Genomic DNA, 12,362 nt, shown 5'->3' with positions numbered 1-12,362 from the left:
GCTATAAATTGTATCTGCAATAATTGCATATGCAAGTTATTCGTTTGGCTTTCACCCCACTCCCATCCAAGGCACCGTACCCATGACGCAGAACAACCAGCTTGAACAATGGCTCGCCCAGGAACGCGAGATCGCCGCCCGGCTGGAGGCCGGCGTGGGACCGGGCGTCTCGCGCCCCGACCAAGTGGCGGGCTTGACGGGTTTGCAGATGATGCAGGCCATGCTGCGCGGAGAGCTGCCCTACCCGCCCATCGCCCGCACGCTGGACTTCCAGTTGATGGAGGTGGACGAAGGGCTGGCCGTCTTCCAGGGCACGCCGGGGCCGGCCCACCTGAACCCCATGGGCACCGTGCACGGCGGCTGGTTTGCCACCCTGCTGGACTCGGCCCTGGGCTGCGCCGTGCACACCCGCATGCTGCCCGGCCGTGGCTACACCACCGCCGAGCTGGGCGTGAACCTGGTCAAGGCCCTGACACCCAAGGTGCAACGCGTGCGCGCCGAAGGCCGCGTGATCCACTGCGGCCGCCAACTGGCCACGGCCGAAGCCCGCCTGGTGGGCCCGGACGGCACGCTGTACGCCCACGCCACCACCACCTGCTTGGTCTTTGATCTGCCGGCACAATCGAAGGCATGAGATTCCTCCACACGATGCTGCGCGTTGGCAACCTTCAACGCTCGATTGATTTCTACACCCAAGTGCTGGGCATGCAACTGCTGCGCCAGTCCGAAAACCCTGAGTACAAATACTCGCTGGCCTTTCTGGGCTTTGACGGCGGCAACCCCGGCCAGGCCGAGATCGAGCTGACCTACAACTGGGGCACCGAAAGCTATGACCTGGGCACGGCCTACGGCCACATTGCCCTGGGCGTGCCAGACGCCTATGCGGCGTGCGAGAAGATCAAGGCATCGGGCGGCAACGTGACGCGCGAAGCGGGCCCCGTGAAGGGCGGCACCACGGTCATCGCCTTCGTCACGGACCCGGACGGGTACAAGATTGAGCTGATACAAAGGGCCGAGGGTTCGGCGGGCGGTGGTCTGCGTTGATTTGGCGTTTGCTATTGAATTAATAGCTTGTAGCGCTTACCAGACAAGCGGTAGAGCCAGTTTTTATTCAATTCAGCGGCCCATTGAGCGCCCGTAAAAAAGCCCGGCATTGCCGGGCTTTTTCATTGGGTCCGCGGTGGACTGCCGCTGAATTACTGCGCGCTCAGTGCCACTTCCACGCGGCGGGCTTCGGCGTTGTTGCCGCTGGCCGTGGTTTCTTCGGGCTTCTTCAGGTCGATCTTGTCGTCGGCCACGCCCAGGCCCTTGAGGGCGTCACGCACCGCAAAGGCGCGCTGCTTGGCCAGTTCGGCGTTCAGCGCGGCGTCGCCCGTGGCATCGTGAAAGCCCGACACGACAGCCTTCTTGCCCTCGGCCACGCCCTTGACCACGTCGGCCAGCGCTTCGTTGGCGCCGGCAGCCAAGTCTGCCTTGGCACTGGCAAAGTAGAACTTCACTACGCCGTTGTCCACCCGCACGCTGGCCGCATCGTCAGCGACCAGGGCCGCTGGCGCGTTGCTTGCAACAGCGGGTGCGGCAGGTGCAGCCGAAGTTGCTGCTGCCACCGCCACCGGCTTGGCGGCACCGGCAGCGCCCACGCGCTTGACCACCACGGTGCCGACCACGGCGGAGATCACCAGCGCGATGAGCGCAAACAGGAAACCCAAGGCAAAACGTTCTTGGCTATCGTCGTCGGAACTGGACATGAAAACTCCCGCAGTCGTGATGTTGATTGAGGTAGAAAAAGGTCTGGCGTGCCCATGCCGCTGCACTGTTTGTGGCGGGCACAAGACCCTGGCACGCCGCACCAAAGCCTTCAATTGTAAAGTGCTCTCATGACGAATCTTCCCGCGCCCCTTCGCGACCCGGCTCCCATGCTGGAGCGTGCACTGGATGAATGGGGCGGCCACAGTGACCTGTGGGTGTTCGGCTATGGCTCGCTGATCTGGCGGCCGGACTTTGACTACACCGAGCGGCGCCCCGCCACCGTGCACGGCTGGCACCGGGCGCTCAAGATGTGGAGCCGCATCAACCGCGGCACGCCCGAGTGCCCGGGGCTGGTGTTCGGCATGCTGTCCGGCGGCAGCTGCCGGGGGATGGTGTTCCGGGTGGACAAGGCGCAGGCGCGGCAGGTGCTCATCAACCTGTGGCAGCGCGAGATGGTCACCGCCGTGTACGACCCGCGCTGGTTGCCCTGCCGCACGCCGCAAGGCACCGTGCAGGCGCTGGCGTTCACCCTGTCGCGCAAAAGTCCCAACCACACGGGCGAGCTGCCCGACGAAGAGTACTGCCGCATCTTCGAGCAGGCCTGCGGGCGCTTCGGTACCACGCGGGACTACGCCCAGGCCACCTACGATGAGCTGCGCAGGCACGGTATCCATGACCGCGCCTTGGCCAAGCTGATTGCACTGGCCCGCAAAGAGGCTTAGACGCTCTGGAGCACGGTGCGTCGGCGGCCGGTGCGGACGGCGCCGTGTCCTGCGGTGCAGCGCGGCGCGGCGGGTGCACAATGCGGCGGTCTCTCACCCTCAGCCAAGGAGCCTGACCCATGAAAAATGTTCGTTCAGCCGGTGTTCTGTCCCTCATCGCCGCTGCCGCCCTGGTGGGCTGCGCCGGTTATTCCTCCGGCCCCACGGCCAGCGCCACGCTGGAGCCCACGCGCGGCAGCACCACCACCGGTACGGTGAAGTTCGTGCAAGCCGGCGATGTGGTGAAGGTGTCCGGCGAAATCCGTGGCCTCAAGGCGGGTGCCGAGCACGGCTTTCACATCCATGAAAAAGGCGACTGCTCCAGCGGCGACGGCATGAGCGCCGGCGGCCACTTCAACCCCGGCGGCAAGCCCCACGGCCACCACGGCGCGGGCGAGCACCACACGGGCGACCTGCCCAGCCTCAAGGCCGACGCCAACGGCGTTGCCACCTTCAGCTTCGAGTCGCGCACCATCCGCGTCGGCAGCACCGCCAACGACATCGTGGGCAAGGGCCTGATCGTGCACCGCGACCCCGACGACTACAAGACCCAGCCCACGGGCAACGCCGGCCCCCGTCTGGCCTGTGCCGTGATCGCCGCCAAGTAACGGTCGCACGCAGGTAGGGCGCTGAAGCCGCACCGATCCGCCCGCCTGCCTGCAAAGCTTTTGCCCGCCGTTGCGCTGGCCATAACCCGCCCCGCTGCATCGGCGGGCGGGTTTGCTTTTTTGGGGAGCCCTCAGGTCCGGCGCGCCGCCAACAGGGCTTCGGCGCGCGCCAGATCCTGCACGGTGTCGATGTCCGTCACCGTGCCTGCGTCTTCCACTTCCAGCCAACGCACTCTTTCTCGCTGCGCCTGCTGGCGCACCACGCTGGCAGCGCCCTGCTCTCCCGCCAGGGCCAGCAGTCCAGACAGGCATTCGGCGGCAAAACCCACGGGGTGGCCGCGTTTGCCCTGGTGCACCGGCACCGCCACGGCGCAGTCCGCCAAGACGGCGGCGATGGAACTTAGCGTTTCGGGGAGCACCAGCGGCAAATCTCCGGGCAGTACCAGCCAACCCGGCGCCGTTGCCGTCGCGCGCACCGCCGCTGCAATCGAATCGCCCATGCCGGGGTGGCCCTCGTCCTCCACATGCCAAGGCAAACCACTGGCCCGCACGGCAGCCAGGGTGTGCTCCAGCACGGTAGTGCTGCCCAAGGGCGCGCGCAGCTTGTGTACCGCGCCGCCCGATGCGGTAAACCGTTCGCCCCGGCCGGAGGCGAGGATCAGGACCGTGGGAAGCTGGTGTCGCATGGACGCAATTGCCTGTGGGATTTGAAAAAGATGTTCTCGCCAGTTTCCCGTACGGCAGAAAGTGCGAAGCAACGCCGCAATGAATGGCCCATCGCTTGCGAGCGCCAGTGATCTACGCACGCTTGGACAATTCAGGCTTCGGCCGCAATGGCCTGCTCGATTTTCTCAACTTTCCCCAAGGCACGCCACCGTAAGCGCCGCCCGCCAATGCGCCTGAGTGGCCTTTTACACCCTTGGATAACGGCGGATGCCCAACCACGCCAGCAAGGTCGCCAGCAGCACCAAAGCCCATTGCGATAAAGTAGGAATCTTGCTGGCAGTATCGGTTGGTACAAAGGGTTGAATCTCCACCGCACCCATATCGATGGTGCCGCCCACGATGCGCGTCAATCCTCGCTGGTCGGTTGAAGCCACGGTCACGAACGTGTTTGAGCCTGCATTGCGTGCCGGGCTGGTACTGCCAATCAAGCGTGTGAGCGTGGCGCCACCATTGTTGGCCAGCGATCCTAATTGGGGGTCCACGTTACCGATATTATTGCCACCCACCACCACAGCGGCCGATGTGCTTTGCAGCAGCGAGTAGTTCATGTTGATGGTGGCGTTTCCCGTGTTGATATCGGGGCCCGTCGGCGCGGTGCCACCAGCGAAGATGGAATTCGTGATGTTGATGGTGTTGGCGCTGTTCCCTCCGTCGAGATTACCCCCCGATGTGCTCGCCGTATTGGATGCCAGCGTAGACGAACGTATGTCGGTCAACTGGGTACCGCCAAACGAACCCCTCAAATAAATGCCGCCACCCTTTCCCGCATTGGCGGCGTTACCCGATATGGTGGTATTTTCCAGACGCAACGTGGAGTTGGTTTTGTAAAAAAAGAAACCGCCCCCTTGGCCTGCAGTGTTACCACTGATGGTCGAGCGATCAACGGTCAGCGTGCCGGGTGCAGACGATTTATAAAAGAACACCCCACCACCACGACCATTGCCGGTGCTATTGCCCGAAATCGTAGTATCACTGATGGTCAATGGCGCATTAATTTTATACAAAAAGATGCCGCCGCCCCGAGATCCGCCGGAATTTCCTGAAATCGTGGAACTGGTGATGCTGCTGGAGCCAGCTACGTTATACAAAAACAACCCTGCTCCACCGGAACTTGCGGTGTTATTGCTGACCCTGGTGTTGCTGATGTTGACCCCGCCTGCATTGGATCTGAAAAACAGCGCGCCACCTTTGCTGGTCGACACATTGCCCGTGATGACGGACTGGTCGATCGTCAAGCTTCCCGATTGCTCGAAACGAATAGCAGCGCCACTGCTATTTCTACCCGCCGTCAGCGTCAGACGGCTGATGGTGACGTTTACACCGGCACTTCTGACATAAAAAATGCGGGAAGTGCTATTGCCATTGATGCTCAGTGTCCCCGTCGGGGGTCCTTGCACCGTGACCGAATCGGTAAGACGCAGATGGGTACCACCCAATGTGATGGTGCCGGTCAATGCAGACAGGTCAATGGTGTCGGTGCCCGCGCCTGCAACGCAATCTCCCCCGGTGGTGTCGCTGTCGGTGTTGGCATTGTTCACCGCCTCGCGCAGCGTGCACAAGTTGTCGCCTGCCGTGACATCGTCAGCCAGAGAATCCACTTCGATGACCGCTGCCGATGCTTGCCCGCCCATGGCTGCGAGCGCCGCGCCCGCAGCCAATACCGCGCTTTTTCCTGTCCGTTTTGCATCGGACTTACGATCCCATGCACCACCCTGTGTCAGGTATACCGCCATATCCCTCATCCTTTAGTGATGCTAACTTTGCTGTTGGCCAGATTCTACGAACAATGGGCACGAAAGTAACCGGTGCCTGACCCTTATGCGCCTGAACACAGAATTCATCCGACTCCCCCTGGCCTTCGATGCGGCCCGTTTGGCCAGCGAGATCCGCGCCCTGCCCGAAGTGGCGTGGCAGCCACACCCCGAAGGGCATGCCGGCAATGCGGCCTTGCCGCTGATGGCTGTGGAGGGCGACCCTCTGAACAACGGTGTCAAAGGGGTGATGCAACCCACGCCGCAACTGCACGATTGCCCGTACCTGCAACAGGTGATGTCGGTACTGCAAGCCCCCATCGGCCGCACCCGCCTGATGCGCATTGATGGCCGGGCCGAAGCCAGCTTGCATGTGGATGTCAATTACTACTGGCAGCAGCACATGCGCGTGCATGTGCCCATCGTGACCGATCCTGCGGTGCAATTTATCTGCGGCGGCCAAGCGCTGCACATGGCAGCCGGTCAAGCCTGGGTGTTCGATACCTGGCGCGAGCACAACGTCATCAATCCCACCCACTTGCAGCGCATCCACCTGGTGATCGACACCACGGGTTCGGCGGCACTGTCGGCACTGCTCGCGCAAGGCGGCCGCCCCACGGATCCGCAAGCGCCAGCCATGGGCCCGGTCCGCACGGTGGCCTTCGAGCCCGGCGCCCGGCCGAAAATTTGGCATGAGGTGGACAATTTTCCTGTGGTGATGTCGCCTGCAGAGCAGCAAACGCTGTTTGCAAACATCCAGGCCGTGCTGCCCAGCACAAATTCGGGCGAAGCCCTGCGTGCCGAAGTGGCCGGTTTTTTCGACCAATGGCGGCAGCTCTGGGACCGGCACCAGTCAGCCCCTTCGGGTTGGCGCGCCTATGCCGATCTGCTGGAAAGTACCGGCGACAGGATGGGCCGACTGCGCAGCAGCGTGACGCTTTCCAACGGGGTGGACGGCGCGTTCGCGGTGCAGCAGATATTATTGGCACCCGCCCTCAACACCGATCTGGCCGAGCGGGTGGTGCCGTCGGTGCGCGGCGCACAGACGCGATTCGACCGGCCCGTTTTCATCGTTTCGTCTCCGCGCTCAGGGTCGTCGCTGCTGTTTGAGACGCTGAGCCAGGCGAAGGACGTGTTCTCCATCGGCGGTGAGAGCCATGCACTGATCGAGGGCATCGAGGCGCTGCATCCCGCCGCCCACCAATGGCACTCCAACCAACTGGGCAGTGCAGATGCCACCCCCGAGGTGATGCAGGAGCTTGCATCCCGATTTGCCACCGCTGCCCATGACCGCGAAGGGCGGCCCACGGCGGACCGGGATAGCTTTCGGTTTCTGGAAAAAACCCCGAAAAACAGCCTGCGCATTCCTTTTTTGCGCGCCATGTTTCCGGATGCCATGTTCATCTACCTGTACCGCGATGAACGCGCCACCATCAGCAGCATGCTGGATGCCTGGCGCTCCGGGCACTTTGTCACCTACGACTTGCCTGGCTGGCGCAGCACACCTTGGTCGCTGGCCTTGGTACAAGGATGGCGTGACATGGCTGGCATGTCCACGGCAGAGGTTGCCGTGCGCCAATGGGAGTCCATTACCCGCACCGTGCTGGATGACCTGCAGACGCTGCCACCCGACAGCTGGTGCGTGGCCAGCTACGACCAACTGGTGGCTCACCCGGAGCAAGAAGTGCGCAGGCTCAGCCAGTTCGTTGGCTTGCCGTGGGATCGCAACTTGACCGCACCGCTGCCGCCTTCGCGGCATACCCTCACGCCAGCCAACCCCGACAAATGGCGAGCCAACGCCACCGAAATCGAGCCTCTGATGCACCTGGTCTCGGCCACTGCCGAGCGCGCCCGGGCACTGTTTGCCCACGAGCCCCTGCGCCGCCCCCCTACGCCGGTGGCGCCCGTCGCTCCCGCTCCCATGCCTGCCGCCGGCCCCCACCCGGCCACCGTCCACCCTATGCCAACGCCCACCCCCAGCGCCGCCCCCGCCCAGCCGCACGACCACCAGGACTTTCGCAGCGTTCACACCACATCCTTGCCGCAACTGCTCAATGAGTTGGGCGCATCGCTGCTGGTGACCACCTACCAAAGCGGCCGCCTCATCACCCTGCGTGCAGATGGCCCGAAGCTCAACACCCACCTGACCTACTTTCCCAGTCCCATGGGCATGGCCTACGACGGCAACCGCTTGGCCATCGGCACGCTGCAAGCCGTCTGGGACTACCGAAACATGCCCGACGTCGCCTCCCGTCTGCACCCCAACAAGCACGACGGCTGCTTCATACCGCGCAACATGCACGTCACTGGCGACATCAGAGTGCATGAGCTGGCTTTTGATGCGGGTGGTGAACTATGGGTGGTCAACACCCGGTTTTCGGCGCTGTGCACGCTCGACCGCGACCACAGCTTTGTGCCGCGCTGGCGACCATCGTTTGTCACCGCGCTGGCGGCCGAAGACCGATGCCACCTCAATGGCCTGGGGATGCGCGACGGCACCCCCACCTTGGTCACGGCCCTGGGCAGCACCAACACCCCTGAAGGCTGGCGGCACCACAAAGCCCAAGGCGGCATCGTCATGGACATCGCCAGCAACGAAATCGTCACCCAAGGCCTTGGCATGCCGCACTCCCCGCGCTGGCACAACGGCCAATGGTGGTTGCTCGAGAGCGCCAAAGGCACGCTCATCACGTTCGATCCGGCCACCGGAAAAACACAAACCGTCGCCCACATGCCCGGCTTTACCCGCGGCCTGGCCATGCATGGTTCGTTGGCCTTCGTGGGACTGTCCCAGGTGCGCGAGAGCGTGTTCGACGGCATTGCCTTAAGCCAGCGCCTCAAGCCTGAAGAGCGTAGCTGTGGCGTATGGGTCATTGACCTGAACACCGGCAATACGGTGGGCTTTATCCGTTTCGAGGGCATCGTGCAGGAGATCTTCGACATCCAGATACTGCCCGACCTGCGCTACCCCGAGGTGCTGGAGCCCGATGCCGATGTCATTGGCGGCTCGTTCGTCCTGTCGGACGAGGCCATGAAGGATGTGGCGAGGGACTGAGATGGCGAACGCGCACGGGGCAGGCGGCTGAATCCAGCCCCGGGGGCGGCGGTGTGTCCCTCCGTCTTTCCAGCGTGCGCACCTTGGACAAAGGGTGGCGCGCCGGGCGCGCGGCCACCTGACGCCCGAAAGACTCGGCCGCCTATTCGCTCCCGGCCCGGCGCTTGGGCCCTCTCACGCCAACTGAAACGGCAACGCCCTCGGTGTCTTCCCGGTCAACCGCGCTACCGCGTTGGCGAACGCCGGCGCCAGCGGCGGCAGGCCCGGTTCGCCCATGCCCGTGGGCGGCTCGGCACTGGGCACGATGTGCACAGCCACCTGGGGCATGTCGGTGATGCGCGGCACGGCGAAGTCGCCGAAGTTGCTCTGCTCCACCACGCCATCCTTGAGGGTGATGGCCGCGCCCGGCAGGCACATCGACAGGCCCATCAGCGCCCCGCCCTGCACTTGCGCTTCCACGCTTTTCGGATTCACCACCAGGTTGCAGTGCACGCCGGCCGTCACGCTGTGCAGCTTGGGCGTACCGTCTTTGACCGACGCCTCGACCACATAGGCCACGACCGACTGGAACGACTCGTGCACCGCCACGCCCCAGGCGCGGCCCGCCGCGAGCTTCTTCTTGCCGTAGCCCGACTGCGCCACGGCCAGCTGCAGCGCCGCCTTGTGGCGCGGGTGCTTGTCGCCCATCAGCGCCAGGCGGTAGGCCACCGGGTCCTGGTTGGTGGTGCGGGCCACTTCGTCGATCAGCGTTTCCATGGCGTAGGCGGTGTGGGTGGAGCCCACGCTGCGCCACCAGAGCACGGGCACGTTCACCTCGGGGTGGTGCACCGACAGCTTCATGGGCACGTTGTAGGGCTCTTTCATGCCCTCGATGGCGGTGGCGTCGATGCCGTTCTTGACCATGAAGGCCTCGAACGGTGAGCCCTTGGTGATGGACTGCCCGACGATGGTGTGGTCCCACGCCAGGATCTTGCCCTGCGCGTCGAAGCCGATCTCGGCGCGGTGCACGTGCATGGGGCGGTAGTAGCCGCCCTTGATGTCGTCCTCGCGGCTCCACAGCGTGCGCACCGGGGCGGTGATGCCCGCCGTGCGCGCGGCCTTGGCCACGCCGCAGGCTTCCACCACGTAGTCGCTGGTGGGGATGGCGCGGCGGCCGAAGCCGCCACCGGCCATCTGGGTGTGGACCTTGACGTTCTGCGGCTCAAGCCCCAGCGTCTTGGCAGCGGCCATGGCGTCCAGGCCCGGCATCTGCGTGCCCATCCACAGCTCAGCTTTATCGCCGTCGAGCTTGACGGTGCAGTTCAGCGGCTCCATGGGCGCATGCGCCAGGTACGGGAAGACGTACTCGGCGCTGATCTTGTGCGGTGCGCTGGCCAGCGGCGCCGTGTCGGCCTGCATGGCGACCAGGCCGGGCTTGGCGGCCAGCTCGCGGTACTGCGCCAGTTGCTGCGCGGAGTCGGTGGGCTTGACGCCGCTGTTGTCCCATTCAGCCTTCAGGGCATCGCGCCCCTGCTTGGCAGCCCAGTAGCCATCGGCCACCACCGCCACGCCTTCGCCGCCCCGGTCGGTGGGCACGCGCAGCACGGCTTTGACGCCCTTGACGGCCTTGGCCGCCGAGTCGTCCAGCGTCTTGAGCCGGGCGCCGAACACCGGTGGGCGCGCCACCACGGCCGTGAGCATGCCGGGCAGGCGCACGTCGATGCCGTAGTCCTGCCGGCCGCTCGACTTGGCCTTAGCGTCGAGCCGGCCCGTGGGCTTGCCGATCAGGCGGAACTGCTTGGGGTCCTTGAGCACCACTTTCTCGGGCACGGGCTGCTTCATCGCGGCCTCAGCCAGCGCGCCGTAGCCCAGCTTCTTGCCGCCCGGGCCGACCACAAAGCCGTTGCTGGTGCGCAGCGCCGATGCGTCCACGCCCCACTGCGCGGCGGCGGCTCCGACCAGCATGGCCCGGGTGCGCGCGCCCAGTTCGCGGTACTGGGTGTACGAGTTCTTGATGGAGCCGGAGCCGCCGGTGATGTGCATGCCGAAAGCGGGGTCCACATAGGCCGGGTTGGCATCGCCGTGCACGCTGCGCACCTTGGACCAGTCCGCGTCCAGCTCTTCGGCCAGGATCATGGGCAGGCCGGTCTGCACGCCCTGGCCGAAGTCCAGGCGGTTGATGGTGACGGTGACGGTGCCATCAGCGTCAATGCGCACGAAGGCCGAGGGCTGCTCGAAGGGCTTGAGCCCGGCGGGTGCCGCAGCGGCCGCACCCTGTGCGGTGGCTGCCAGCGGGAAGGCGCCCAGCGCAAACCCGGAGGCTGCGGTGACTTTGAGGAAGGTGCGGCGTGCAAAGCCGCCGGCACCGTCGATGGCGTCGTCTGCTCCTGAATCAGTAGCGCCTTGCGCCCTGTCCATAAGCGCCAGAAGGTTCTTTGGCATGCTGCTGCGTGCAGCCTCTACCACTTGAGGGTCGAAATGCATGGTGTTCTCCTTCGGTGCTTGGGTCAGGCCAGCGTCTTGGCGGCGTCGTGGATGGCGGCGCGGATGCGCACATAGGTTCCGCAGCGGCAGACGTTGCCGGCCATGGCGGAGTCGATGTCGGCGTCGCTCGGTTTCTTCTTGCCCTTGAGCAGTGCGGTGGCGCTCATGATCTGGCCGCTCTGGCAGTAGCCGCACTGGGCCACGTCGTGCTTGACCCAGGCCGCGTGCACGGCCTTGCCCACCTTGTCGCTCTCCGTGACGGCCTCGATGGTGGTGATCTTCTGCCCCGCCGCCGCCGAGATCGGCGTGATGCACGAGCGGATCGGCGCGCCGTTCAGGTGCACCGTGCAGGCACCGCACAAGGCCTGGCCGCAGCCGAACTTGGTGCCGGTCATGCCCAGCGTGTCGCGCAGGGCCCAGAGGATGGGGGTGGATTCGTCGGCGTCGACGGGCGTGTCTTTGCCATTGATGTTCAGGGTGGGCATCGTGGGACTCCAGGGGTGAAGGTCAGCGCCTGCAAAAGACGGCGCAATCAGGTACGGCTGTATCGCCGCTTGGTTTTCTCGTTTTTTTAAGAGAATATTTATTCGATTAAATCCGAAATTCTGAGTTTGTGCTGGCGGTCAGGCTGTCGGGGCGGTGTCGCGCATTGCATTCACGGGCGCTCAGGGCCTTCATGCCTTGAGTGCATCCCAGCACAGGGCAAACGCCATCTGGTGCACGGCGTCGTCGTCGGGCAGCGTCTTCGATCGGATCAGACTGGCCGTCTCGCGCACCGAGCCGACAAAGCTGGCCGTGAGCAGCGGCACCGGCACGGCCTTGAGGATCTCTTGCTGCTGCCCTTCGGCCATCAGCGCAAAAAAACCGGCCATCAGCCGCGTGGAGAATTCGCGGTTGCCGTCGGTGAACCAGGGCGAGTTGTAGTACTGCTCCTGGAACACCACCTCGGCATACTGGTCCAGCCGGTGGCGCAGCAGGTTGCACCAGCTGCGGCGCACGCGGGCGCGGTAGGGCATGTCGGGCAGCACGCCCTCCATGAGGCGCGTGGCCGTCACGGTCTTGGCGTCCTGGTAGAGCTGGCTGATGAGTTCGTCCTTGGACGGGTGGTACACGTACAGCGTGCTGGTGGCAATGCCCGCGGCCCGCGCGATCTCCGCCATGGTCAGGCCGCTCAGGCCCGTGCGGGCCACCAGGTCGAAGGTGGCCTGCGCAATGGCGCGCTGTTTCTCATCGTCCTTGGGTTTCATGG

The 12,362-nt window shown here is 64.7% G+C and carries 11 protein-coding genes; 5 read left to right on the top strand and 6 right to left on the bottom strand.

Annotated elements, in window-relative coordinates; genetic code table 11:
- Positions 1-82 precede the first annotated feature (82 nt).
- Together ACSQ3D_RS09530 and gloA are read left to right on the top strand one after the other, a co-directional pair.
- Complete coding sequence (locus tag ACSQ3D_RS09530) at positions 83-634, top strand: PaaI family thioesterase (protein ID WP_056412095.1); 552 nt, start codon at positions 83-85, stop codon at positions 632-634.
- Positions 631-1,044 carry a lactoylglutathione lyase gene (gene gloA, locus ACSQ3D_RS09525; RefSeq protein WP_056423361.1) on the top strand — a complete coding sequence of 138 codons (414 nt, stop codon included), beginning with the start codon at positions 631-633 and terminating at the stop codon, positions 1,042-1,044. Before ACSQ3D_RS09530 ends, gloA begins: the two co-directional genes overlap by 4 nt.
- A 152-nt stretch (positions 1,045-1,196) precedes the next feature.
- On the opposite strand, the gene ACSQ3D_RS09520 is transcribed toward gloA, so the two are convergent.
- Positions 1,197-1,748 carry an OmpA family protein gene (locus ACSQ3D_RS09520; RefSeq protein ID WP_436126694.1) on the bottom strand — a complete coding sequence of 184 codons (552 nt, stop codon included), beginning with the start codon at positions 1,746-1,748 and terminating at the stop codon, positions 1,197-1,199.
- Between the two features lie 129 nt (positions 1,749-1,877).
- Between ACSQ3D_RS09520 and ACSQ3D_RS09515 the strand changes: the two genes are divergently transcribed.
- Entirely contained in the window at positions 1,878-2,471 is a 594-nt protein-coding gene (locus ACSQ3D_RS09515) for a gamma-glutamylcyclotransferase (RefSeq protein ID WP_056412085.1), read from the top strand.
- 119 nt (positions 2,472-2,590) lie between these two features.
- Positions 2,591-3,118, top strand: a complete 528-nt coding sequence (locus tag ACSQ3D_RS09510) for a superoxide dismutase family protein (RefSeq protein WP_396507150.1) — start codon at positions 2,591-2,593, stop codon at positions 3,116-3,118.
- Between the two features lie 131 nt (positions 3,119-3,249).
- Here the strand turns inward: ACSQ3D_RS09510 and ACSQ3D_RS09505 are convergent, their stop codons facing one another.
- Together ACSQ3D_RS09505 and ACSQ3D_RS09500 are read right to left on the bottom strand one after the other, a co-directional pair.
- Positions 3,250-3,804, bottom strand: coding sequence for a nucleotidyltransferase family protein (locus ACSQ3D_RS09505; RefSeq protein ID WP_436126693.1), 555 nt, complete (start codon positions 3,802-3,804; stop codon positions 3,250-3,252).
- Positions 3,805-4,029: 225 nt separating this feature from the next.
- Entirely contained in the window at positions 4,030-5,577 is a 1,548-nt protein-coding gene (locus tag ACSQ3D_RS09500; RefSeq protein ID WP_436126692.1) for an IPTL-CTERM sorting domain-containing protein, read from the bottom strand.
- Positions 5,578-5,662: 85 nt separating this feature from the next.
- Between ACSQ3D_RS09500 and ACSQ3D_RS09495 the strand changes: the two genes are divergently transcribed.
- Positions 5,663-8,650 (top strand): TIGR03032 family protein, encoded by a 2,988-nt coding sequence (locus ACSQ3D_RS09495; RefSeq protein WP_436126691.1) that lies wholly within the window; start codon positions 5,663-5,665, stop codon positions 8,648-8,650.
- A 174-nt stretch (positions 8,651-8,824) separates the two neighbouring features.
- Here ACSQ3D_RS09495 and ACSQ3D_RS09490 read toward each other — a convergent pair whose 3' ends face one another.
- The 3 genes from ACSQ3D_RS09490 to ACSQ3D_RS09480 all read right to left on the bottom strand — a co-directional run bounded on the left by ACSQ3D_RS09490 (position 8,825) and on the right by ACSQ3D_RS09480 (position 12,360).
- The gene (locus ACSQ3D_RS09490) at positions 8,825-11,113 is read right to left on the bottom strand and encodes a molybdopterin cofactor-binding domain-containing protein (RefSeq protein ID WP_436126690.1); all 2,289 of its coding nucleotides are present in this window, start codon (positions 11,111-11,113) and stop codon (positions 8,825-8,827) included.
- Positions 11,114-11,136: 23 nt separating this feature from the next.
- Entirely contained in the window at positions 11,137-11,598 is a 462-nt protein-coding gene (locus ACSQ3D_RS09485) for a (2Fe-2S)-binding protein (protein WP_056166251.1), read from the bottom strand.
- Positions 11,599-11,787: 189 nt separating this feature from the next.
- Positions 11,788-12,360, bottom strand: a complete 573-nt coding sequence (locus ACSQ3D_RS09480; protein WP_436126689.1) for a TetR/AcrR family transcriptional regulator — start codon at positions 12,358-12,360, stop codon at positions 11,788-11,790.
- Positions 12,361-12,362: the final 2 nt, after the last annotated feature.

Source organism: Acidovorax sp. LjRoot117 (genome assembly GCF_964252695.1).
Taxonomy (GTDB): domain Bacteria; phylum Pseudomonadota; class Gammaproteobacteria; order Burkholderiales; family Burkholderiaceae_C; genus Acidovorax.
This window is presented reverse-complemented; position numbering and strand designations above follow the sequence as displayed.

Bases quoted from the DNA above. Each gene is read 5' to 3' on its own strand.
- ACSQ3D_RS09530 (WP_056412095.1), top strand. From the start codon at position 83: ATGACGCAGAACAACCAGCTTGAACAATGGCTCGCCCAGGAACGCGAG.
- gloA (WP_056423361.1), top strand. From the start codon at position 631: ATGAGATTCCTCCACACGATGCTGCGCGTTGGCAACCTTCAACGCTCG.
- ACSQ3D_RS09520 (WP_436126694.1), bottom strand. From the start codon at position 1,748: ATGTCCAGTTCCGACGACGATAGCCAAGAACGTTTTGCCTTGGGTTTC.
- ACSQ3D_RS09515 (WP_056412085.1), top strand. From the start codon at position 1,878: ATGACGAATCTTCCCGCGCCCCTTCGCGACCCGGCTCCCATGCTGGAG.
- ACSQ3D_RS09510 (WP_396507150.1), top strand. From the start codon at position 2,591: ATGAAAAATGTTCGTTCAGCCGGTGTTCTGTCCCTCATCGCCGCTGCC.
- ACSQ3D_RS09505 (WP_436126693.1), bottom strand. From the start codon at position 3,804: ATGCGACACCAGCTTCCCACGGTCCTGATCCTCGCCTCCGGCCGGGGC.
- ACSQ3D_RS09500 (WP_436126692.1), bottom strand. From the start codon at position 5,577: ATGGCGGTATACCTGACACAGGGTGGTGCATGGGATCGTAAGTCCGAT.
- ACSQ3D_RS09495 (WP_436126691.1), top strand. From the start codon at position 5,663: ATGCGCCTGAACACAGAATTCATCCGACTCCCCCTGGCCTTCGATGCG.
- ACSQ3D_RS09490 (WP_436126690.1), bottom strand. From the start codon at position 11,113: ATGCATTTCGACCCTCAAGTGGTAGAGGCTGCACGCAGCAGCATGCCA.
- ACSQ3D_RS09485 (WP_056166251.1), bottom strand. From the start codon at position 11,598: ATGCCCACCCTGAACATCAATGGCAAAGACACGCCCGTCGACGCCGAC.
- ACSQ3D_RS09480 (WP_436126689.1), bottom strand. From the start codon at position 12,360: ATGAAACCCAAGGACGATGAGAAACAGCGCGCCATTGCGCAGGCCACC.